The 20129-nt window shown below is 53.9% G+C and carries 21 protein-coding genes; 15 read left to right on the top strand and 6 right to left on the bottom strand.

Annotated elements, in window-relative coordinates:
* Window positions 1–383 precede the first annotated feature (383 nt).
* Window positions 384–827, bottom strand: a complete 444-nt coding sequence (locus tag KM295_RS17125; protein WP_418904800.1) for a toxin-antitoxin system TumE family protein — start codon at window positions 825–827, stop codon at window positions 384–386.
* Window positions 824–1399, bottom strand: coding sequence for a DUF7342 family protein (locus KM295_RS12605; protein ID WP_256030311.1), 576 nt, complete (start codon window positions 1397–1399; stop codon window positions 824–826). The genes KM295_RS17125 and KM295_RS12605 overlap by 4 nt, the downstream gene beginning before the upstream one ends.
* A 210-nt stretch (window positions 1400–1609) precedes the next feature.
* Between KM295_RS12605 and KM295_RS12600 the strand changes: the two genes are divergently transcribed.
* From KM295_RS12600 to KM295_RS12585, 4 genes are all read left to right on the top strand, one after another.
* Window positions 1610–1972 carry a hypothetical protein gene (locus KM295_RS12600; protein ID WP_256030310.1) on the top strand — a complete coding sequence of 121 codons (363 nt, stop codon included), beginning with the start codon at window positions 1610–1612 and terminating at the stop codon, window positions 1970–1972.
* Window positions 1969–2541 (top strand): hypothetical protein, encoded by a 573-nt coding sequence (locus tag KM295_RS12595; protein WP_256030309.1) that lies wholly within the window; start codon window positions 1969–1971, stop codon window positions 2539–2541. The genes KM295_RS12600 and KM295_RS12595 overlap by 4 nt, the downstream gene beginning before the upstream one ends.
* A 151-nt stretch (window positions 2542–2692) precedes the next feature.
* Window positions 2693–3796, top strand: a complete 1104-nt coding sequence (locus KM295_RS12590; protein ID WP_256030308.1) for a tetratricopeptide repeat protein — start codon at window positions 2693–2695, stop codon at window positions 3794–3796.
* Window positions 3793–4329, top strand: a complete 537-nt coding sequence (locus KM295_RS12585; protein ID WP_256030307.1) for a DUF8045 domain-containing protein — start codon at window positions 3793–3795, stop codon at window positions 4327–4329. The genes KM295_RS12590 and KM295_RS12585 overlap by 4 nt, the downstream gene beginning before the upstream one ends.
* A gap of 358 nt (window positions 4330–4687) precedes the next feature.
* Here the strand turns inward: KM295_RS12585 and KM295_RS12580 are convergent, their stop codons facing one another.
* On the bottom strand, window positions 4688–6700 hold the full coding sequence (locus KM295_RS12580; protein WP_256030306.1) for an SWIM zinc finger family protein: 2013 nt from the start codon (window positions 6698–6700) through the stop codon (window positions 4688–4690).
* Between the two features lie 310 nt (window positions 6701–7010).
* Between KM295_RS12580 and KM295_RS12575 the strand changes: the two genes are divergently transcribed.
* From KM295_RS12575 to KM295_RS12560, 4 genes are all read left to right on the top strand, one after another.
* Window positions 7011–9233 (top strand): AAA domain-containing protein, encoded by a 2223-nt coding sequence (locus KM295_RS12575; RefSeq protein ID WP_256030305.1) that lies wholly within the window; start codon window positions 7011–7013, stop codon window positions 9231–9233.
* Window positions 9234–9789: 556 nt separating this feature from the next.
* Window positions 9790–10233: a transposase gene (locus tag KM295_RS12570; RefSeq protein ID WP_336272829.1), complete on the top strand. Its 444-nt coding sequence runs from the start codon at window positions 9790–9792 to the stop codon at window positions 10231–10233.
* 145 nt (window positions 10234–10378) lie between these two features.
* Window positions 10379–10507, top strand: coding sequence for a hypothetical protein (locus KM295_RS12565; RefSeq protein ID WP_256030304.1), 129 nt, complete (start codon window positions 10379–10381; stop codon window positions 10505–10507).
* Window positions 10508–10825: 318 nt separating this feature from the next.
* Entirely contained in the window at window positions 10826–12085 is a 1260-nt protein-coding gene (locus tag KM295_RS12560) for a Zn-dependent hydrolase (RefSeq protein WP_256030303.1), read from the top strand.
* Between the two features lie 72 nt (window positions 12086–12157).
* Here KM295_RS12560 and KM295_RS12555 read toward each other — a convergent pair whose 3' ends face one another.
* Both KM295_RS12555 and KM295_RS12550 read right to left on the bottom strand, forming a co-directional pair.
* Window positions 12158–13540 (bottom strand): dihydroorotase, encoded by a 1383-nt coding sequence (locus KM295_RS12555; protein WP_256030302.1) that lies wholly within the window; start codon window positions 13538–13540, stop codon window positions 12158–12160.
* Window positions 13541–14202: 662 nt separating this feature from the next.
* The gene (locus KM295_RS12550) at window positions 14203–14556 is read right to left on the bottom strand and encodes an Hsp20/alpha crystallin family protein (RefSeq protein ID WP_256030301.1); all 354 of its coding nucleotides are present in this window, start codon (window positions 14554–14556) and stop codon (window positions 14203–14205) included.
* A gap of 182 nt (window positions 14557–14738) precedes the next feature.
* Here KM295_RS12550 and KM295_RS12545 point away from each other — a divergent pair, with 182 nt between their 5' ends.
* The 3 genes from KM295_RS12545 to KM295_RS12535 all read left to right on the top strand — a co-directional run bounded on the left by KM295_RS12545 (window position 14739) and on the right by KM295_RS12535 (window position 16329).
* Complete coding sequence (locus KM295_RS12545) at window positions 14739–15341, top strand: LURP-one-related family protein (RefSeq protein ID WP_256030300.1); 603 nt, start codon at window positions 14739–14741, stop codon at window positions 15339–15341.
* A gap of 178 nt (window positions 15342–15519) precedes the next feature.
* A complete protein-coding gene (locus tag KM295_RS12540; RefSeq protein WP_256030299.1) occupies window positions 15520–15687 on the top strand; it encodes a hypothetical protein in 168 nt (55 codons plus the stop codon).
* A gap of 219 nt (window positions 15688–15906) precedes the next feature.
* The gene (locus tag KM295_RS12535; RefSeq protein WP_256030298.1) at window positions 15907–16329 is read left to right on the top strand and encodes a Rieske (2Fe-2S) protein; all 423 of its coding nucleotides are present in this window, start codon (window positions 15907–15909) and stop codon (window positions 16327–16329) included.
* Window positions 16330–16423: 94 nt separating this feature from the next.
* Here KM295_RS12535 and KM295_RS12530 read toward each other — a convergent pair whose 3' ends face one another.
* Window positions 16424–17038 carry a hypothetical protein gene (locus KM295_RS12530; RefSeq protein ID WP_256030297.1) on the bottom strand — a complete coding sequence of 205 codons (615 nt, stop codon included), beginning with the start codon at window positions 17036–17038 and terminating at the stop codon, window positions 16424–16426.
* A 291-nt stretch (window positions 17039–17329) separates the two neighbouring features.
* Between KM295_RS12530 and KM295_RS12525 the strand changes: the two genes are divergently transcribed.
* From KM295_RS12525 to KM295_RS12510, 4 genes are all read left to right on the top strand, one after another.
* Window positions 17330–18340 carry a Cdc6/Cdc18 family protein gene (locus KM295_RS12525; protein WP_256030296.1) on the top strand — a complete coding sequence of 337 codons (1011 nt, stop codon included), beginning with the start codon at window positions 17330–17332 and terminating at the stop codon, window positions 18338–18340.
* Window positions 18341–18492: 152 nt separating this feature from the next.
* Window positions 18493–18972 carry a DUF456 domain-containing protein gene (locus KM295_RS12520; RefSeq protein WP_256030295.1) on the top strand — a complete coding sequence of 160 codons (480 nt, stop codon included), beginning with the start codon at window positions 18493–18495 and terminating at the stop codon, window positions 18970–18972.
* Window positions 18973–19303: 331 nt separating this feature from the next.
* Entirely contained in the window at window positions 19304–19858 is a 555-nt protein-coding gene (locus KM295_RS12515; protein WP_256030294.1) for a RecA family protein, read from the top strand.
* Complete coding sequence (locus tag KM295_RS12510) at window positions 19845–20120, top strand: DUF8156 family protein (RefSeq protein WP_256030293.1); 276 nt, start codon at window positions 19845–19847, stop codon at window positions 20118–20120. Before KM295_RS12515 ends, KM295_RS12510 begins: the two co-directional genes overlap by 14 nt.
* The last annotated feature ends 9 nt before the right edge of the window (window positions 20121–20129 follow it).

The raw sequence follows: 20129 nt of genomic DNA, 5'->3' as shown, positions 1-20129 counted from the left end.
TGAACTTCTTCAGCCTCACACTCAATACAGATCGCTGGTTCGAGAAAATTCTAAGTACTGACTTCTACAGATGAGCGTTCTTTGATTTTCTCAGGAATAGCCCTCGATTCTCAGGCGAACCCGCATCCACACTGGCGCAGTTTGCGCTTCAAGCAGACGAGACGATCGTCGCATATGGCCTTGTAAGCTCGCTACAGTGGTCCATCGCATTGGAGCAATATCGAAGTAGGATCGCGGCATTAGTGAGTTGACACGCACCGAGCCCGAACATCGCCGACAGTCCCAGAATGGGTGTATTATAACCGTCCCTGGATTTCGAGGGTGGCAATCATGAGTACGATCCGATCTGTCGAGCCCCGACACTGCGACCCAGGTTGTCGAAGCTATTCCTCCCAGAAAGCACGCTGTCGGTCTTCAATCTCTGAAAGGACCATCGAGAGGACATCTCGCCAGTCTTCGGGATGCGATGTATCGGTACCAGGGGTCGGTGCGTCAGGCCCTGGGTGGATATGGTCGCGAGTGTTGTGATCGGACGGGTGTCTATCCCAACGACGATCGAATTCGCCGCTTTCGTGTGCCCCGTGGTAGTGTAACGAGAAATCCCCGTTTTCGAACCAAACAACCTCTAGGCGAGCAGTACGAACTCGTTTCGGGTAGAACCGTTGGTCATACACGCATGCCAGCCGATCTGGGGCAACTGCCGGCTGCTCATTGATTCGCCTGAAACGGTCACTAGCAGCGAATCGCTCTCGAATGGCGTCGAGTCGGTCGAAATCAATCGGCGCACCGCTAAGTGAGTCAGGCGTACTCTCGTCGTCGCCACTCATACCGTGGACTGTAGATCAGTGCTGTCACCGGACTCGGTCATGAGGGCTCGTTCGAGCAGCGCCACTCGACGACGAGCTGTGTGCCACCCAGAGAGCCGTTCCCAGATGTCTTCGAGGGATCGGTCAGTCTCGCCGGCATAGCGTGCAATCGAGATGTTGTCCGGTGATTCGACGTCGAATTCGTTTTCCAGCGTCTCTACACGCTCCGATTCCGTCTTCAGAAGATCGAGGAGCTCTTCAGTGGCGTATTCCCGCTGGAGCTTCTGAACCCGTCGCCAGTTCAGGTACGCTTGATTCCGCGTGTAGGTGGCTGGTGAGTCTGTGACCTGTGTCACGATCCCCATTCGTTCGAACCACTCCAAGTACTCACGTGCGGCATCAACACCATGTCCTGCCAGTTCGGCGACGTCGCTCGCTGTCGCTGGCTCATCGAGTGCGAGGACAGCGTCGAAAAAATCATCCCGCGTTCGGTCGCCGCGCACCAACTCCTCCGGAGAAGCCAACGCCTCGAAGTCGGGAGTCTCAGCACGCTCATCGACATCCGCTGTCAGCTCCGCACGCGGTTCTTCCATACGAGCGTTGCGGGCTAAAACTGAATAAATCTTATTGTCACGTAATAATCCGTCTAGACGCTCATGCGCATTGCAGCCAAAGTGCTCAAAACGAGCAAGACGACACCCCCCGACTCTGTTGATGCCTGCTGGCTTCCCCGCGGCACAGTGTGCAAGGTATGTGCAGTCGGCGAAACTGTTATGGACCCATGTGCAAGATATGCACATAGAATGAGTGCAAGCGATGATCCGCGGCGAGTTCACTTCCAATCCCCGGAGTACCTCGTTGACCGTCTCGACGCGATCGCCGATCTCTTCGACAAAGATCGGACGGATCTGCTCGTCGAAGCGATCCGTGAATATATCGAAGAGACTGCCGACAGCGAGACGTTTCAGGAACTCGTCGCAACGAAATACTACGACGATCAACTCGACTTCGAGACCGTCAAGCAACTGGTCGGTGCTGAGAGCGCCCAACGTCTCCGCCTGCTCAAGAGAGATCTTGAAGACGAACCACTTGATCTCGCGGCACCCGACGATATCGATATCTACGATGGCAAGGCGGCGACAGTCGACACAGATGACGAGCGATGACCGGTTACCGACTGCGAACAGCCGTCGCCGACACCAGTGCGCTCGTTAGTCTCGCCGTCCCCAGTGCGGACGCAGCCTTCGATACTGAGACGAATCCAGACCCACTCCAGTATTTCTGTACCTCGTGTAACGTGTTCGTACCACCGGAAGTTCTGACAGAACTCCACGAGATCAGACAGTATCAGGACATCCATGCCGTCGCCGCGAGCAATGCCATCGCAGCTCGCAACCACTATACGGTCGAGGATCCGTACGAGTATGACGCCACACCGAATTCGCGGCCAACGTTCGGGCTTGACGACGGCGAGACCGACGGCATCGTCCTCGCGAACGCCCTCTCAGCCGATGGGTTTCTTACCGATGAGTTCGGTGGGACGAACTTCCCGCTCATCCATGCGGTCCTCCAAGGACCTCGTATCGTGCCGACACCGCGGCTCATCTGTGACTACGCCCGGAACGGTCACATGACCCATGAGGAAGCGAAAGCGTTGATCACGATGATTAGCCCGCATCGAAGCTGGGAGAACAGTCCCTACGTTGGACAGTTACTCCAGTACCTTGAGGAGTAGGCATACTCTGCCAAGCGATTGGCACGCTTCTTCGAACTACTTGGTAAGGTAGGCGCTTTGGAGGTCGATATCGCAGATTCATCGGTCGCTTCGTCACAGACTTCCTGTTGACACCCATTGCTTTTTCCACCCGCATACGTAGCTCCAACTAATGAGCGACTGTCGCTACTGCGAGCAAACTTTCGAGAAGGAGACTGCGCTCCGAGAACATCTCTACGAGGCCCACGAACGTGACGGACTGAGTCGAATCGACCGAAAGCGTGTCGAGCAATACATCGACGAACACGGGATAGAGGAGAGTAACGATGCGGACACGGACGCCAACCAATCCATCCAGCGTGAGCAACGAACAGTCAATACATCAGACGACACCCATCCTGCCGATGCATGGGAACTCAGTGATGTCGAAGCACTCTCGACGGATGAAATCGTTGAGAAACTCGCGGACAACGGCATCGAAACAAATGAGACGGCGTTTCGGAACCGAGCAAAAGACCTCGATTCAGCAACCGCACTTTCGGACCAGTGGGAGACTGACTACGAGGTCGATGCCACGGGCTACGATCAGGACTTTATCTGGATGGCGGCACAGGAACTTTGGGAGCGCTGGGCACCCGAGGTTCCGCATAAAGAGCGGATCTACGATTTCGTGCAGGAGGGACGCGATCTCCGAGAGAAAGGGAACCGCGCTGAGGCCTGCAATCAGTGGCTAACTGCCTGGGAGTACATCCTCGCCGTCATCCCCGACGACAGTACGACCATCGAAGAAGCAGACCGAACATTACCGACGTTTCTCTCGCTCGAGGCGTTCATTCGAACGCTCGATAGCGATCTTGCCACCGTCGCTGAGGACGACCCGGCGTATTACGATCACCGACTCGAGTTCTGTCGGGAGGTCTGTGAGCAGTTTCCTGACGCAGACGACGAGTTCCTGCTCGACTTTCGTCACTTCGTCGCCGACTCGCTCGCGGAACTGGGTAGAACCGCTGACAGCAGGGCTGAGTTCGAGGCGCTCATCGAGGAGTACCCCGAGGATCCCTGGGCGTACAAGAAACTCGCGGATAGCTACTGGCTCGATGAGTCCGACGAGCTATCGATCGAAGAGTTGGAGCGTACTGCGGAACTGTACCGAGCAGCGCTGGAGGTCGAGGGTCCTCTCGAAGGAGCGTCGATGGTAGCCGACTGTCTCGAGGACGTCGAAACCCGACTGACTGACGCGAGGGCGTCCGACGAACGGGGGACTGAAGAGCCATGAAGCTTCGATACTATGCTGACGCACCAAACTACGACGATCACGAGCAGATCATCGACCTCCTGTACACGATCTCCGACAAGTACGGCATCACAGTAGAGATCGAGCGGGTGAACAATCGATATGGGTCGATCCAAGTCTTTCCGGGGGATATACGCGAAAAGTCGCCGGAAGACGTCTACGATCGGGATTTCCACTACAACCGGACGCTCGGCTCGAACATCGACGAATCGCCGTCACAGGCATTCAAAGCCGCTGGCCGGCACGTCGACATCGATGGGTACGTTGGCATCATCGACGACGGACTCGTCTGGGCGACGACCCATCGTGGGGATCCAATCGGCTATGGGCCGGACGTCGATGCTATGGATACCACACTCGGATTTCTCGATCAGGTCGCCAATCACGGTTTGGAAGCGATCGAGGAGAAGTACATGGATGAAGACGAACGTGAACGAACCGTCCTTGAGCAGTTCCCCACAGCAGATGTCATTGACGGCACTGTTCATCGAGATGTTGTTGTCGGGACATCATAACTTCCCGACTCGCCTGCGCATGGGGTAGACAGTTCAGTCGGTGAGATAATTACCCGAACGGTCGATGCCATTATTGAGACGGACGAGAGTGACTGGATCATTCAAACGACGAAAACCTTCGAGGCATCGGCGTTCGACACCGCTCTCGGGCAGGCTCTTGTTCGTGATCGACTCTACCGTCTCGAAACAGGCACGAATACGGACACGACTCTGGCGATCGTATTCAATACGGTGCCCTGGGAACTGGATATCGACGCTGTGTTGGCGACTATAGATCAGTTGACCGCGATATCAAACGAACCAGACGTTCGAGTGTTTACCGGTCGTGGTGGGGAATTCAAGGAGGTTACCGAGTGAATCAAAACCCTGCTGTCTCGAGTTCATCGAGGAATGCTGGTCGATTCGAATGTTTTTCCTTCAGGAACTCGACGAACTCTTCGAACCGGGCGTCAGAAACCAACTCCTGCATCGACTCCAAGTGATCTGCAATTTCCCGATAATGACGACGCCCCGTCTCAGCGGCGGCAAACGGAATCAACTGTTCGCGGTACATCTCGAAATACTCGATCGGATCGACCGTTGCGACCGGGTCCTGATAGCGACGAATCCAGGATAGATTTTCGGCTTCCTTCAGTTCGAAGAATGCCTTCTCGAGATCCATCTCGTGGACGTACATAGAGATCAGCCGTTGTCGGTCACGCTGGTCGAGTGTACGCTCGAACTCCCCATATATCGACGACCATTCGCGATCGGTACAGGCCTGTTTTAGTTCATCGTAGGCGTCCCACTCAGAGTGATCGAGAAATAGTTGCTTCAACAGCGTCTTGTATCTGTCCGCCTCCGGATCTCCGTAGAGATCGACGGCGATCCAGCGCAGGTCAGTCGTTGAATGGAATGTGTCAATTCCGTGTTCGACGATCTTGAGTGCACGCTCTTCGTCGTTTTGTTCGACCAGCCGCTCGGCATACGCCTTACAGAACCGCTTGTCTTCGAGGTAGATCTCTTCGTACAGCACATCCAGAATATCTTCCTCGCCAAGCTCCTCCAGCACGTATACGTACGTCGAGAGGACACGCCGCTTCTGGAACTTCGAAGCAAGATCTGACTCGGAAGCACTGGATTCGGGCGATTCGATCGCTGCAGTATGTCGTTCGACGGTTGTTGGAGCGTCCACGCGAAGCTCGTCAAACGAATCGCCGACGAAGTATCCGATCTCTAGTGGTCCGACCGCTAAATGCTCGACATCAAGCGTTCCGCCAGTAAAGTCGTCCGTAGAGAGCGGTCCAGTCGTGAAATCCGAAGTATAGAGGACATCGTCGGTCCGATCGTTTTCGTCAGTTGTGTCTGTCTCGTCTGCCGGCTGTGCGTTCGAAATAGCTGTCGATTCGCTTGATGAGGTGTCTCCTTCGACGTCGTCCTGAGTTGTCTCTGTCGAAGAACCGACCGATGCTTCGAGGGCCTCTGGCTCGAGGTCGACACCCGAAACGTGTGCGTCCAACCGTTCGAGCCAGTATTCGAGATCCGCCCTCGTCGTACAGATGGTCCGTAATGCCTCGTCGTAGTCCTCACTGGCAAAGCCGTAGTCTGCCTCGATGAATTCCTCGAAGAGATATTCGATGTGGGGTTGCTTTTCGTCATGTTCACAGTCTTGTTCGACGATCGTCTCGGCGTACCCCTCGATGGCACGGCTCAATTCGCGACCGTAGTATCCGCTACTGTCGTCGATCCGGTTCATATTCTCACGGATTGTCTCCGCCAACGCACGGTAGATATCGGTCGCTGTGCTAATGTTTTCACGGCTTCGGTGCATTTCCGCCAGGTCGTGATACTGGGAGAAGTCGATACGAGTATCGTATTCGATCATGCCACCACGACCGGCTGCATCCTCGAACAGACAGTCGATTTCTTGCTTGTAATCGTAAACAGTCTTGCCTGGCTCTTCACCAGCAAATGCGACGAACCGATCACGGATATCACAGTCGTCCGCGATGAGATCGAGGAGAAACGTCCGAAGCTCGTCGTCAGGCGTCCGATCGATCAGGGCTTCAATATCGACCGTCTCAGAGCTGTCTGATGAATCGGCTGTCTCAACAGTTGACTCGGATGAGCGATCTTCGACGGCTAAGAGTACAGCGACGATGTGTTTACAATCTCCAGCGTAGTCGTAGGGGCAACTACAGACGGTCCGAATCGTGTCGTCATCGATATTGATCGAGATGTCGTAATCGTGGGATCCACGAACGATTGCAGTAATGTCTCCACCCTCGACCTCCAGTTTCTGAACCCTATCCCTCTCGTAGTACTTGACCCCCCGTTCGAAGGACTGTTCTGTGCAGAGCGAGCGAATTTCCGATCGGGTCGGGTACTCCATGCCTGGGCTATCTTTCCCTATGAAAGAGCGTGACATAGAAACCTTCGCACGGTAGATCCATCCAACTTTTGTCAAAAATAGTGTACAAGATGGAGAGGGTCAGAGGGTTTATTCACTTGTCGGGCACACTCATCCAAGCGATCTGGTGACTCAGTGACACACTCAAATATCTGCGTTCCGGTTGGCTCATTGGTCCCCAGCGGGGTGGTTTTGGATCCGGTCGGGCCAGATCCACCGATCACCAACCCATTACGGAGAAGAGAGTGCGTGGGAAGCGCTCAAGTAGGATGCGTGAGAACAGCGCAAAGATATGTCCCTGCTGTTTGAACATGCCGTCGATCAATTCAATCTCAACGATGCTGCCCTCGTTTCTGCGGATCCGGCTACACTGCCAACGATTGAGGCTGAGGTCCCAGTCCAACCAATCGCAGAATTCGCGAGTCTGCATGACTCATTAAGCCACCCCGATCGAGATTGGACCTGTATCCCACTCCACGGGCATGATGATGCAATAGTAACTGATGAGTTCGTCGCGTATACTGATCATACAATACGCGGGAAGATCTTTCTCGTCGCCTCCGAAGGGGAATATGAAGCAATCCCTGCCGAAGCATTCAGCGAGTCACAATTGGCTCACCGGATCCGATTTTGGCATTCGGATTACCTGCCGAACTCCTACCCGCCTGGCTATGACGCCCCGATTGATGATTATGAACCGCCCCGTAACCCGATTACCGATGATCTCCTTGCGGAGTTCGACTCATATGTAGATGAAGAACGAACTATTACGCGGGAGGGCAATGCTACGCAGGCTCGCAAACACTCTGCCCGGCATTTGTACGAACAGGGGCTATCCGCGATTCCCTCACTTTCCTGTGTCGAAACGACCGACAAGGGGTACAAATTCAGCGTCGAACTAGACGAATCGCTTCGGAGTCGCCGGGATGATGACTGGGCCTATTTTGTTGAAAATGAGTTCGGGATCTATCAAGGAAACGAAGTCCTGCTACAAGCCTTCGATAGCAACGCTCCCGATGCGTTTCCGATTGCGGCAGAAGTCAAGCAAATCCGAGGGCTAACGCTATGGCTAGCGGTTGAGTGGGAGTCAGTCGAAGAGTCTGCAGCTGTCGGATCACATCTCAAGGGCGATCATGGATTTGGACTTTCGGCGCTGTTGAACCCGGTGCCGTTCGATCGAGAAACTGAGGCGATCGAGACGCTACGAGACGATGAGTTCCGTGAGATTCTGTCGGGTGAGCGACCCCTGACGTTCTCGAACGAAGCCGCTGCGATGAGCGAGCAGTTTGATACCGATCTGAATCAAGAACAGCAGTTGGCTGTCACCTACGCGTTGCTTGCCGATGATCTCTTCTGTATTCACGGCCCGCCTGGGACCGGCAAGACCCGGACGTTGCTGGAGATCATTCGGCGGGCTGTTGACGCTGGAGAGGACGTCCTTGTCTGCACCGGCTCAAATCAGGCCTTAGATAATCTTGTCGTCGGCGGATCAACGGCGGAAGAACTGGATCCACAGTCGCTGCACGCTCGTAGCCAACACGGGTCCGGTGAGCTAACGCTTAAACGAGTGAATGCTGGTCGGTCGGGACGTAATCTCGTTCGAGACAACTACAGTGACGTCGCAGGACGGGCGGATGTCGTGGCTGCAACAAACAGTAGTGCCGCAACGCTTCACCGAGAGTTTGATCTCGTCGTGCTTGATGAAGCGACGCAGTCGACCTGCACGGCGTCGTGTATCCCGCTTGCACGGGCCAGCCGAGCAGTTCTCGCCGGAGATCATCATCAGTTGCCGCCGTTTAGCGCAACCGAGGAGCCACCAGAGCTGAGTTACGGTTTGTCGCTGTTTGAGCACCTCTATGCGGATGGTGGCGTGTACGAAGATGTTGGGCTCCAACTCAAAACGCAGTATCGAATGCATCCAGATATCGCGTATTTCTCCAATCGCGAGTTCTACGACCGGACGCTCCGAAACGGCGAAGTCGTTGACTCACTTCCCGATCGGGGAGCGATCGAGGGATACAACGTTGGCGGATCTGTCGATGTAATCGGTCATTCGCGGGCAAACGAAACCGAAGCACGATTAGTCATCCACCTTGTCACAGAGCTTCTAGGGACGGTTCCAGCCGAAGAGATTGAAGTCATTACGCCATATGCGGCGCAAGTTCGGTTACTCCGTGAGACGCTGGCTGATCACCTCAAAGAGGAGCAAGCGATAACAGTCGATACGATTGACTCATTCCAGGGCAGTGAAAAGACGGCGATCCTTATTTCGCTCGTCCGTAGCAATAGCGAAGGCGAGATCGGATTTCTGGGCCGACCACAAGACGGCCCTAGGCGACTAAACGTTGCGCTGACACGGGCCAAGCGCTACTGCGCTATTATCGGTGATTTCCATACGCTACGCTACGATGCCGAAGGGAAGTGTACCGCATTCTACCAGGATTTTCAGGACTACTTCGAGACGACAGGTCGGCTGAACAATATCGATCCAGAATTTATCCCAGTATCGATATAGGGTGGCCAGATTTTTATCGATCTCAAGTCGTGCTAAAACAGTTTTTGCCACCGACCGGTTATCAGGCGTCGCCTCGACGTTGATGTATAGATACACACGTGACCTTCGTGTTAGACTCATCCGGGTCCATGGCGAATGTCGAAGATGAATCCAACTCTGAATCGTCAGATCGAGATGTCGAAGAGAGACACGATCACGTCGGACTGGAAGAGTCCGACGAGATCGATAGTGGGTCACTACAAAACCCACACGACGACGAAGCGACGTATCGCTCCAAGGACGCGGAGGATTACTTCGGCTACAAGTCGAATATCGCTGAGACATGCAATAGTGAAAATCCGTTTCGCTTGATTACAGCGGTGCGAGTCGATACGAACAACACAGATGATGGCGACCTCTTGGGTGAGGACGCGAGGAATCTCGCTGAGGAAACGGGACTACGTGACCTGCTCGTAGATGGCGGGTACACGCACAAGGAAGTAGAGAAGTGCTGCCGTGATAGGGGATCACGCAGCACTTCACGGGAATCACGGGCCAACGTCCTGCAGCGGAGAAGATGTCGCTTGCTGCTCCAGAGTGGGATGGGACGAGAATGGTTGCGTGTCCTGCCGGACACGAACCATTCGAGCAGAACCATTACGAGACTGGCCGTATCTCGGGAAAGATGGACAAGAAGTTCTGTGATGGCTGCCAGTATCAAGAGAACTGTTTCGTTGAGGAACAGCAGGAACACTACAGCTACGGGTTCAGGAAACGGCGGGTAGAAATTGCTCAGCGACGGCAGCAGTTAGATGATCCAGCGGAACAGGAGTTCCTGAACTTACGTGCCGGAGTGGAGTCATTGATGAACGAGATGTATCACAAGGACGGTGAGAAAGCGAAGTTCACGGGGAAAATCAAGGTGAAGAACGCCTCGATAGCGAAAGCTATGGGGAGAAACCTGAAGCGAGCCTCCGGATTCCTGGAATCGGAGGCGAAGCAAGAGAGATCAGCAGGGTAGTCGGAGAGAAAGTGTCGTTTGTCGCTGTCAGCTGGTCCTTCTGTGGTGACGGCTCCCTTCTGATGAGATAACCACCGGTGACCGGGTCGGGGTGTTCTCGTCAGAACACCCCTTTGTGCGGTGCCCTCAGTCTCTACGAACAAGTATGACTGGCAACGATGAACCGTTGAGTGACGGAATGGAAGAGAACTCTGACCGCGCGTTCGAAAGCGGTTACGAGGAGCGAGAAGCCCACTATCCGGACGCTGGCTACAATCTCGTTGAGATCATTTGAATCACCGTTTCCCGGAGAGAAGTCTATCGGGCATTTATAACCCATACCCCACTATAATGTAGTGGCACAGTCCAGATAGCCCGGATTTGGAAGCGTCAGTTGGGGCGGTCGAGGGGTGATTCTTGTGAGGTGACGGGGGTTATCACGACAAGGACCAGCGTTCAAATCCTCAATAGAAAATAAGATTTACCGACAGATTCGGTAAAAACAGGATTTGCGCGTGCTGCTTTTCGTTTTTATTACCTGACCGGACCGCTTTAGATCTATTAACCCGAGTAATACCTAATTTTATATTTTGTGCTATTGGTTTGTATTACGATGCATGTGAGTGAGAACCGTCTTCGTGAGCATTTGTTAACGAATGGAGAGTTTGGGGCTATTGAAGTAGAAGAAGGGTACGGACGCACCGTGCTTACTGGTTCAAAAGCTGATCAAAGAGCTCGAGAACACTTTGTTGAACAGCTAAACGAGCTCGGGATGAGCGTCACTATTGACGCTGTTGGAAATATTGCAGGTCGATGGGTAGCTGACGAGACAGATCCTGATGCATCTCCGATCGCTGCTGGTAGCCATCTTGATTCTGTTCCTAACGGTGGGATATTTGACGGACCATTGGGGGTTTACTCGGCGCTTGAGGCTGTACGAACTATGCAAAAAGAAGGTGTACAACCGGACCGTCCGATTGTCGTCGTTTCCTTTACAGAAGAAGAAGGAGGACGGTTCGATGTCGGTACGCTAGGGTCCTCCGTTGCAACTGGCGATCTGAGCGTCGAAGAGGCGCTTGCCTTGACCGACGACGACGGAAAGAGTCTAAAGGAATATTTGACTCAGATTGGGTTCCAAGGCAACGGCACTCTTACTGTGGAAGACTGGGATGCTTGGTTCGAGGTACATATTGAACAGTCGACCACACTGGAACGGTCAAATATTCCACTCGGAATCGTTTCAGCTATCACCGGTATCAAAAATTGCAATATTGAAATAATTGGTGACTCTAATCATGCGGGTGGGACACACATGTATGACCGTTCGGATGCGTTATTAGGTGCATCTGAATTTATTTCAACTGTTAATGAAATCGCTCGTGAGGTCGTCGAAACCGAAAGCGAATTCGCCGTTGCAACTGTTGGTAATATCGAAGTTGATCCCAATGCCCGCAACGTTGTTCCTGGACGAGTTGAAATTAATACTGATTTTCGTGACACGGATCTTCAAGTAATGGAAAAAATCGCCGATCGGGCTAAAAAAAGCCTTGCTCGTATCGGTAAAGAACACGATCTGGTAACCGAATTTGACACTTATCGAACAATAGATCCTGTATCTATGAGCGATCGGTGCATTAACGCAATAAAAAGAGGAAGTGAAAATCGAGATATACAAACCATAAACCTGCCTTCTGGAGGCGGACATGATAGCATGAATATCGCTCGTGTGACCGATGCAGGAATGCTTTTTGTCCCTTCTCAAGACGGGATTTCACATAACCCCCAGGAGTGGACAGACTGGGAAGATTGTGCACAGGCCGGGAACGTACTACTGGATGCGATTACGACCCTTGCCGGTGTGAATGAGAAATGAATGTTTGGAAAATTCTCCATCCGTTCTGGCTCACGAATGCCGGTGCTTCCTTTATTATTGGCCCGGACGAGATTAATTCTCCCAAGTAGGGATATCACGCTGTATGAACTCTCCTGTCCCTTCCTCGGCAACGATTGTACTGCTGTCCGCCACTAATTGTCCACGTACATACGTTCTCTCAACTGCGCCGCTAACACTCATTCCTTCATAAATACTAAACGTCGAATTTGAGGCGTTATCTTCCGAAGTTATTTTTTTGCCTCCAGTCGGATTGAAAACCACTACGTCTGCATCAGTACCAATATCCAGCGTCCCTTTCTGTTGTAGACCGAATGTTTCTGCTGGGGTAGCACACATCGCATCAACGAGGAACGGAAACGAGTATCCCCGCTGATTTATCGCAACTTCATGAAATACTGGCAAACTATACTGGATAGAGTTGGCTCCGAACGGTGCATCCCACCAATTATCAACTTCTTTATATTCCTCGTGATAGACCGAGTGGTCTGTCGAAACAATACTCAGTGTTCCGTTATTTAGATACTCGAACATCGCGTTTCGATCGTCCTCTGTTCTAAGTGGTGGGGCTATTAGTGGGCGGTTTCCTATTTTTTCATGAAGATCGCGAGTGAGTGCTGTATAATGGGTGCATGTTTCTGCCCGGATTCTCGATTGATCTCTCTGAAACTGACTGATAGCCTCAGCGGCTTTCCTGCAGGTAGTATGTACACCGTAGTATTTGACACCAGTTTCAACAGCCGCTCGTAGAGCAGTCTCCGCCCCTATTGCTTCTGCATAGTCGGGTCGTGAATCCGGGTAGTCGCTTGGCTTTCCCCGACCTTCACGCTTAAATTTCTCAGTCCGGAAGTTACAGATGGAGGGGTCCTCTGTATGCACCGCGGCAACTGCATCTAAACCTGCTATCTCTTCAAACGCTTCCAGCAAAAATCCGTTTGAGATTCCAACTTCATAATTCGACATAAACATTTTGAAAGACGTTACCCCTTGTTCGATAGCCGGCTCTAACTCTTCAAATGTGCTAGGGCTTTCACGATGAAGGACGCCGTGAAGACTGTAATCAATATAGCTTTGGTCTTGCTTCGATTTTTTGTGCTCAATTCCATCGACCAAGTCTTTGGATTCGTCAGAAATCTGGCGATCACCGCCTTGGAACGCGAAATCAATAAACGTCGTCACACCACCGAGTGCGGCAGCAGCTGTTTCTGTGGGTACAGTACCCGCGCGGTTCTCAGGAACCTCGTCAATATGAACGTGGGGGTCCACAACACCGGGCATCACTATTTTCCCGGTGGCATCGACACGATCGTCGGCCTCTGGAAGGTTGTCTTCTCGGCCAACGGCTACTATACTTTCTCCATCGATCGCGATGCTAGCCTCGAATGCTTTTTTTGGCGTTACTAATGTTCCGCCTGCGATAATTGTATCAACAGTCACTAGCTGTGATTGATCTGAAGAATGTATTAAATCTAGGGGTTCCTACAAGCTAAAAACGCAGGTACTGTTGAGTCACTTGGTCATGATGAACAGAAAAGTGATAACTCATGGGGGAGTCATAGAACAGTTACTACACCAAAGAGCAGGGTGCCAGCGCCAGCCAACAGTTTCGTATGGTAAAATACTTTTCCTCGATCCTCCCCGATGTTCGATCGGTATCGACTCGCAACGGTCGTAGTCGTTACCGTCTTGTTTGTGACGGTCGGCGGCGGTTCTCCACTGTTCGTAGAGCCGGGCATTCCCGACGAGCTCGAACCGGATCAGTCGATAACGAATATTTCGACCGAGCGCCCTGGTTCCTTCGAGGAACGCCTTACCGAGACATTTGAACGAAACGAAACCACCCTCGAGCAGTGCCCAGGGTGGCTGTTGACGTTCGGGAAATGGTCCACAGGAAGCCGACAGGTACGCCCGGACGACGACCGCCGATGCACGTGGAGGCTCCCCCTTCCCGTCGGACAAACCGTACAGCAATATCCCCTCTCTGCCTTATTACGGTTCGCATCGGCCCCTGTGTTCCACTCTTCGCTGGGGGACTGTCTGCCTCTGACGAGGCTGGCCTTCCTGTACCCGTTTGGTCCGATGTGGTCGCTTGCGCGTTTTTATTGGAAGCCGATGTTTGCAGGATCGGTGTCGCGATCGAGTGTGACCTCAAGAACGCCATTATTGAAACTCGTCTGTACTGATTGCTCGTCGACGTATGCCGGTAGATCAACGCGTGTGACGAACGGATGCGGTTCCGCTGCCACGCGGATTGCTAATGATCGGCCATCGCACTGGATGTCAATATCATCCAGCGTGGCGTCGGGGAGATCAGCGACGACCCGGAGTTCGTCGTCGTACTCGTGAATATCGACGGGCGCTGTTTTCTCGTCCGCCATTCCGGATAGCATTCCGTCGGTCCGATCAAAGACCCCGGCAAAGGGATCCTCGTCGTCGTCCGAGTTCCGTCTCATCACTATTGATAGGCCAGTTACACGGATAAGCCTTCGGCGCGGAACACGGAGCGATTCAGCTAGCTAATATCTGAAGTCAGTCCGTAGATCGGGCTGTAGCTTTCATGCGACAGATAAGCCGTTGAGCCATTATGTTTTAACATAAGCACAAATCTTTTTTCGAGCGTGCTCAACATTCCCCTATGCCCGAGCCCTCCACTACCGAGTCGGCGTCGACCACGTACAACATCTCTACAGTCGATCTGAATGACGACCGTTACGTGGTCAAGCAGCCAAGGATCCGGAACAAGTACGTTGTCCGGGATAGCGCTGGTGATATCGTCTTGCGCGGGAAGCAGAAACTGTTCAAAATGAAAGAGGAGTTCCCGTTCGTCACCGGTGACGGCGATGACGCATTCACGGTGAAAGCGGGCGGTATTCTGGATGTCGCAGGTAGCTACGCTATGATGGATGCGGGTACCGGCGACGAAGTCATCGTCCTTGATGAGGACCTCTCGCTTTTCATGGAGAACTGGACGATTCGAGACCCCGATTCCGGGGATCAGTTGGCGACTATTCGATCCAAGAACAAGCTGCTCTCGGCGCTCAGGCACGTCATCTCGGTTACGAACCTGATTCCGAACAAGTACGAGATATTCGACGCGGACGGCGATCATGTCGGCGATATCAAAGGCAAGTTCTCGCTACGGGACACCTACACGGTCAGTATAGACGATGCCAGCACCGTCCCGAAAGAAGCGGTGATCGCCGCTGCGTGCATCCTCGATGCGCTCGAAAACCAATAAACCCCACCATCTCGAATACACCGATCGTATTTATTAACGGATGATCTGCCCATAGGCTATTCAGTGGTCGTATTCTGTAAATCGTGTCCGGCTCGAACAGGATGAGAACGAGAATGCTACGGCCTGAAGGAATCATCTGTTACATCTATTGCGTATCGTAACGCTGTGAATCGTAACGATGAAGACGGTCACCACGCCCATCCCGGAAGACGACGAGGAGATACTCCTCGCCAACGACAGGGGGCTGATCGAGAGGAACCGCCCGGTCAACCTGCTGTCGTCCAGAGACCGGAAACTGACCGTTTTCACTCCGCATCATCGAGCGAGGGAACCGTGGTGGTGGTGATCAAGAAGGTCAGCCATGGCAAGGACAACTGCGAGTGTCAATCCCGCGACTACATGGCCCATACGAGTATATCGTTCGTCGTCAGAGTGACCGTCTCGACTGGGTATGCTTGAAAATGGTAGTGCTGCAAGTCTGATATCCGTTCGGCGACAGCCAGATCCTGCTCTCAAATCCTCTCGTAGCGCAATTTTTAGTTGTCTCTCCGCCCGAATCGGTAGCATGCGCTATCGAATTGCGAGCGTCGCAGATGTCCGCAAGGACGGCTATCTGTTTACAGTTCGAGACGCCCATGGTGAGGAAACGGAAGTCTTTCTGATTCCGTGTGACGAAAACGAGAAACCGCCGGTGCAGGCGTGGGTCAACAACTGTACCCACGAGCAACAGCGGCTGTACCGCGAAGAGATCGGCGTCGTGACACGTGATGGCGAGATCATCTGTCCGAAACACGGCTCTACATTCGACAGTTGTTCGGGCTACTGTGACAGCGGTGAGGCCGCGGAGACGACGCTGCTTTCTGTCGAAATCGAGGTCGAAGACGGTCAGGTGTATCTTACTGACGACGACGTGCGGTTTCTCCATGACGGACCGAGTGATGATGATGACGACGACGCGCCGGATTCGACCTCACATCTCCAGTTGTGAGCTAACTCACGGCCAAGCGGAAGTAGGAAAAATCACTCAACGGGGGCGGACCACAGCCCGTAGCAACCAGGGATTGATTATCCGATAACGCGTACTAAAAGATATGGCGAACCGATTCGTGCGCGCTCGACCGAAAGACGGTCGAATCGGAAACGGTTGGTGTCAGAGATTTCACATCAAACTCCGATTTTCCACAGTACTGCTCTCCAACAGCGGCCAACGCATTTGTCCGTAGAATATCTGCGATATTGTGCCGCAAGAGTGCCTCAAAGGCGCCGTCTTCGAAGGCTTCGACGGCCTGGTTGCTATCTTCGAACGGATCAACTGCTGTCAATTCATTGCCGACGATCGTCTCGTAGACGCCCTCGAGATCAGCAGCGGGTTCATCATCGAGTTGCGTGTTGAAGCGATGTTGGAAGATCGGCATCAGGTCCGCGTAGGACACATCAATAAACGGCCAGGCAGCGTCTTGAAGCGTGTAGCGGGTTCGAAGAAACGGCAGGTCGAAGCCACTTCGGAACCGTTCGCCGTTGTACGCAACGAGCAGATACTCCTTCGGCGTCAACGAATCGGTTGCGAATTCGGTGAGAGATTTGAGCAGTTCCTGTTCCGTCCGGTGGCAGCTCAGTTTGAGCGTTATGTCGAATCGATCCCCGAGAGTTGTCTCTAATGCCGCTCGATCGGCTGGCCGCTGGTCGGTGTTAATCATGACCCGACAGCCGAGTGGAAGGGCGAATCCGACGGCCGTGACGACCGCGTCAGTTTCGAAGCCGGACGTTTCGATATCGAACGCGACTGGCGTGAGTTTCGTCCCCATCGGTTGTACCGGCGTATCGGTTACTCGTCGGTATCAGGCTATGCGAGCAGTTTCCGGAATTCCGATTATCGAGCCGGATCTGGAGCGATCGTCCGCTTTGTCCGTTTGTCACTCGAGCGAGTATCGGAAAAATCGGAAACAACTCACTTCCGCTTATTACCCTGCGCGAAAAAGACGTCGGTAATGATTCGGGATGCGCGTGTCCTGCAAGCCGATTTCGTCCCCCAGGAGGTCGTCCACCGCGATCCCGAAGCGAACCAACTCTCCAACGCGTTGGAGCCGATCACCCGCGATGAACCAGCGGAGACAGCCTTTCTCTTCGGTCCCTCGGGTACCGGAAAAACCTGTCTCGCGAAGTTCATCGTCGAGCGCCTTCGGCGGGAAGTCATCGACATCGAACACCAGTACGTCAACTGCTGGCAGAACTACACGCGCTTTCGCACCATCTACCGAATCCTCGAAGGCATCGGCCAGACACTCGATGTCCACCGACAATCGACACCGAAAGACGAACTGCTCGAACGGCTCCGACAGTACGACGGGCCGCCATATGTCGTCGTTCTCGATGAGGTCGATCAACTCGAAGACATGGACGTCCTGTACGACCTGTACACCCTCCCGAACATCTCGATGGTGCTCATCGCGAACCGCGAAGAGGAGTTGTTCGCCCGGATCGACGAACGGCTCTCTAGCCGGCTTATGAACACTACCCGCATCCGGTTTGACAAATACGGACTCAACGAACTGGTCGGGATTTTGCAGGCTCGTGTAGACCGTGGTCTCACTGCCGATGCGATCGGCCGGTCACAACTAGAACGGATCGCCGACGCTGCAGCCGGTGACGCCCGCGTGGCGATCGGCATCCTCCGGAACGCAGCCCAGCGAGCCGAACGGGACGGCACTGACCAGATCACGTCGGCCGCGATCACCGATTCGATCCCCGAAGCGAGATCGGAAGTCCAGCAAAGGACCGTCGAGACGCTGACTCCACATCAGCAACAACTGTACGAGATAATCACCAATCACGGCAGTATCACTCCTGGCGACTTATACGAAATGTATCGCGAACAGGTCGACGATCCAAAGACGAAACGGACGATGCGAAACTATCTCACGAAGATGTGTCAGTACAACCTCATCGTCGCCGAAGGGCAGAACCGCGGGCGCACGTATCGACCCGTGTCGGTCTCGTAGGCTCTGCTGAAATCCGTTCAGACCTACTAGGCAGTAGAGACAAACCTCTGTCGTCGAATTCATCCGCTGACGATCAAGAGGATATTGTCCGGGGGGCTTCCCTGAGAACCACTCCGACACCGTTTCGTCGTTCCTCGTCGTTTTGTGTGTGGATGCTCCCGCTTGATCCGATCGTCGTCACGATCATACTGTTGCTCGTCGGTATTGCCGCGAGTTTCGTGCCGCTGATCCCGGGTGGGGCGTTGTCAACACTTGGAGTTGCATACTACTGGATGGTAACAGGGGAAATCGGAACTATCGCGTTTCTCGGATTCGTAATCTTGGGCGTCTTCACCGTCGTATTCGATCTCCTCGAAAGCGCACTCTCGGCACGGATCGGCGGTGCATCGATTCGAACGACCATTATTGCCGCTATCGCGGCGATCGGACTCCTGTTCGTCCTCGGTCCGCTCGGCGCTCTCCTCGGTGTCGTTGGAGCGGTGTTCTTCTTGGAGTATCTTCGGCACGGTGATGTCCGCCGAGGGGGACGAACTGCGGCGGTCACAGCTATCGGGATGCTTGCTTCAACGGCGATACAAGTCCTCCTCACCGTCTCGATGCTCGCTGGGTTTCTTGTTTTTCTGTGGATATAGATGGTTTCATCCAGGATACGGTAAACCAGACCTGCCAGTGGTGAGTTCTTCGACAGTTCTCATCTCCGATCGAGGATTTCAACAGGAATGTCTCGGATACTCGGGATTGATTCTCACCTCCAGACGGGGTCGGTAGGATAGGGGAATCGGAAATTCCGGAAAGCACGCACTACGGCTTATCGTGCACCTCTTTCTTTAGCTGACTATGCGTCCAGCAACCGCCACCCGGACAACGCCAACCTTGCCGTCTCTCGGTACTGATTGTTACTTATTAAACACCGATGAAACCTCAACAGGTCCACTGCAGGCCCTGGTCTTAGACCACCTGTTGATGAACGCCGGTCCTGGATATTGGATCGACGCAGCCGGACACGCCCGGACGGATACGCTCGCCCGCGTCGCACCAAGCACACGGATATTAGATCGCATTCAGGTCGCCAGGGGTTTTACCGCGTATCAACACGCTGTACTTCTCGACCGAGCCGCCGAGTTGGTTACTGCAGAGACGGCACTCGTCGTCGCCCCGGCAGTCGATGCGATGTACCGCGACGACGACATCCAAGGCGTCGACGCCGAGGAACTGCTTCGGGCGGCGGTCTCGACGCTCACGAACCGCTGTCGGGAGACCGAAACCCCGGTTGTGCTAACATGCCATCAGCAGGACGCCCTCAGCGCACCGATCGCCCGACATGTCGATGAAACGATTCGGTGTGAAGCGACACAATTCGGGCCCCGGTTCGTCGGCGATCAGTTCGAGACGCTCGTCTATCCCCTCGAAGACGGGGGCGTCCAGACGACGCTTGCGTTCTGGGAACACGTACTCACACAGCGTGCAACCGTTGCCGCCCCCGGTCAGCCGGAGGTGATGCTCCGTGGGTCGAACTAACCCGACCTACCGGGACACCATCCAAGCGCTGGAACGACGCTGGGACGATTTCAAACGCGCACTCCGACGCCGTGACCAACCGCGATTCGGGCGACTGTTCGAATACGCACAGGCCCATGCCGATGCCGGCGGCTACCTCAATCACGACGAACCGCTGTTTCCGATACTGATCTCGATCGATCTCGAACAGGAGACACGGCTCGATGAACTCGAAGACCGACTCGAGACGCTCGAAGCGGAACTCGAGACCGAACGTGAGTAATCGAGGCCG

Origin of the sequence: Natronomonas aquatica, from assembly GCF_024449025.1 — an archaeon.
In the GTDB taxonomy this organism is placed as follows: Archaea; Halobacteriota; Halobacteria; order Halobacteriales; family Haloarculaceae; genus Natronomonas; species Natronomonas aquatica.
This window is presented reverse-complemented; position numbering and strand designations above follow the sequence as displayed.

What these genes read in the sequence shown, in the direction of transcription:
- KM295_RS17125 (WP_418904800.1), bottom strand. Translation starts at nt 827, where the DNA reads ATGAGTGGCGACGACGAGAGTACGCCTGACTCACTTAGCGGTGCGCCG.
- KM295_RS12605 (WP_256030311.1), bottom strand. Translation starts at nt 1,399, where the DNA reads ATGGAAGAACCGCGTGCGGAGCTGACAGCGGATGTCGATGAGCGTGCT.
- KM295_RS12600 (WP_256030310.1), top strand. Translation starts at nt 1,610, where the DNA reads ATGAGTGCAAGCGATGATCCGCGGCGAGTTCACTTCCAATCCCCGGAG.
- KM295_RS12595 (WP_256030309.1), top strand. Translation starts at nt 1,969, where the DNA reads ATGACCGGTTACCGACTGCGAACAGCCGTCGCCGACACCAGTGCGCTC.
- KM295_RS12590 (WP_256030308.1), top strand. Translation starts at nt 2,693, where the DNA reads ATGAGCGACTGTCGCTACTGCGAGCAAACTTTCGAGAAGGAGACTGCG.
- KM295_RS12585 (WP_256030307.1), top strand. Translation starts at nt 3,793, where the DNA reads ATGAAGCTTCGATACTATGCTGACGCACCAAACTACGACGATCACGAG.
- KM295_RS12580 (WP_256030306.1), bottom strand. Translation starts at nt 6,700, where the DNA reads ATGGAGTACCCGACCCGATCGGAAATTCGCTCGCTCTGCACAGAACAG.
- KM295_RS12575 (WP_256030305.1), top strand. Translation starts at nt 7,011, where the DNA reads ATGTCCCTGCTGTTTGAACATGCCGTCGATCAATTCAATCTCAACGAT.
- KM295_RS12570 (WP_336272829.1), top strand. Translation starts at nt 9,790, where the DNA reads ATGTCGCTTGCTGCTCCAGAGTGGGATGGGACGAGAATGGTTGCGTGT.
- KM295_RS12565 (WP_256030304.1), top strand. Translation starts at nt 10,379, where the DNA reads ATGACTGGCAACGATGAACCGTTGAGTGACGGAATGGAAGAGAACTCT.
- KM295_RS12560 (WP_256030303.1), top strand. Translation starts at nt 10,826, where the DNA reads ATGCATGTGAGTGAGAACCGTCTTCGTGAGCATTTGTTAACGAATGGA.
- KM295_RS12550 (WP_256030301.1), bottom strand. Translation starts at nt 14,556, where the DNA reads ATGAGACGGAACTCGGACGACGACGAGGATCCCTTTGCCGGGGTCTTT.
- KM295_RS12545 (WP_256030300.1), top strand. Translation starts at nt 14,739, where the DNA reads ATGCCCGAGCCCTCCACTACCGAGTCGGCGTCGACCACGTACAACATC.
- KM295_RS12540 (WP_256030299.1), top strand. Translation starts at nt 15,520, where the DNA reads ATGAAGACGGTCACCACGCCCATCCCGGAAGACGACGAGGAGATACTC.
- KM295_RS12535 (WP_256030298.1), top strand. Translation starts at nt 15,907, where the DNA reads ATGCGCTATCGAATTGCGAGCGTCGCAGATGTCCGCAAGGACGGCTAT.
- KM295_RS12530 (WP_256030297.1), bottom strand. Translation starts at nt 17,038, where the DNA reads ATGATTAACACCGACCAGCGGCCAGCCGATCGAGCGGCATTAGAGACA.
- KM295_RS12525 (WP_256030296.1), top strand. Translation starts at nt 17,330, where the DNA reads ATGATTCGGGATGCGCGTGTCCTGCAAGCCGATTTCGTCCCCCAGGAG.
- KM295_RS12520 (WP_256030295.1), top strand. Translation starts at nt 18,493, where the DNA reads ATGCTCCCGCTTGATCCGATCGTCGTCACGATCATACTGTTGCTCGTC.
- KM295_RS12515 (WP_256030294.1), top strand. Translation starts at nt 19,304, where the DNA reads ATGAACGCCGGTCCTGGATATTGGATCGACGCAGCCGGACACGCCCGG.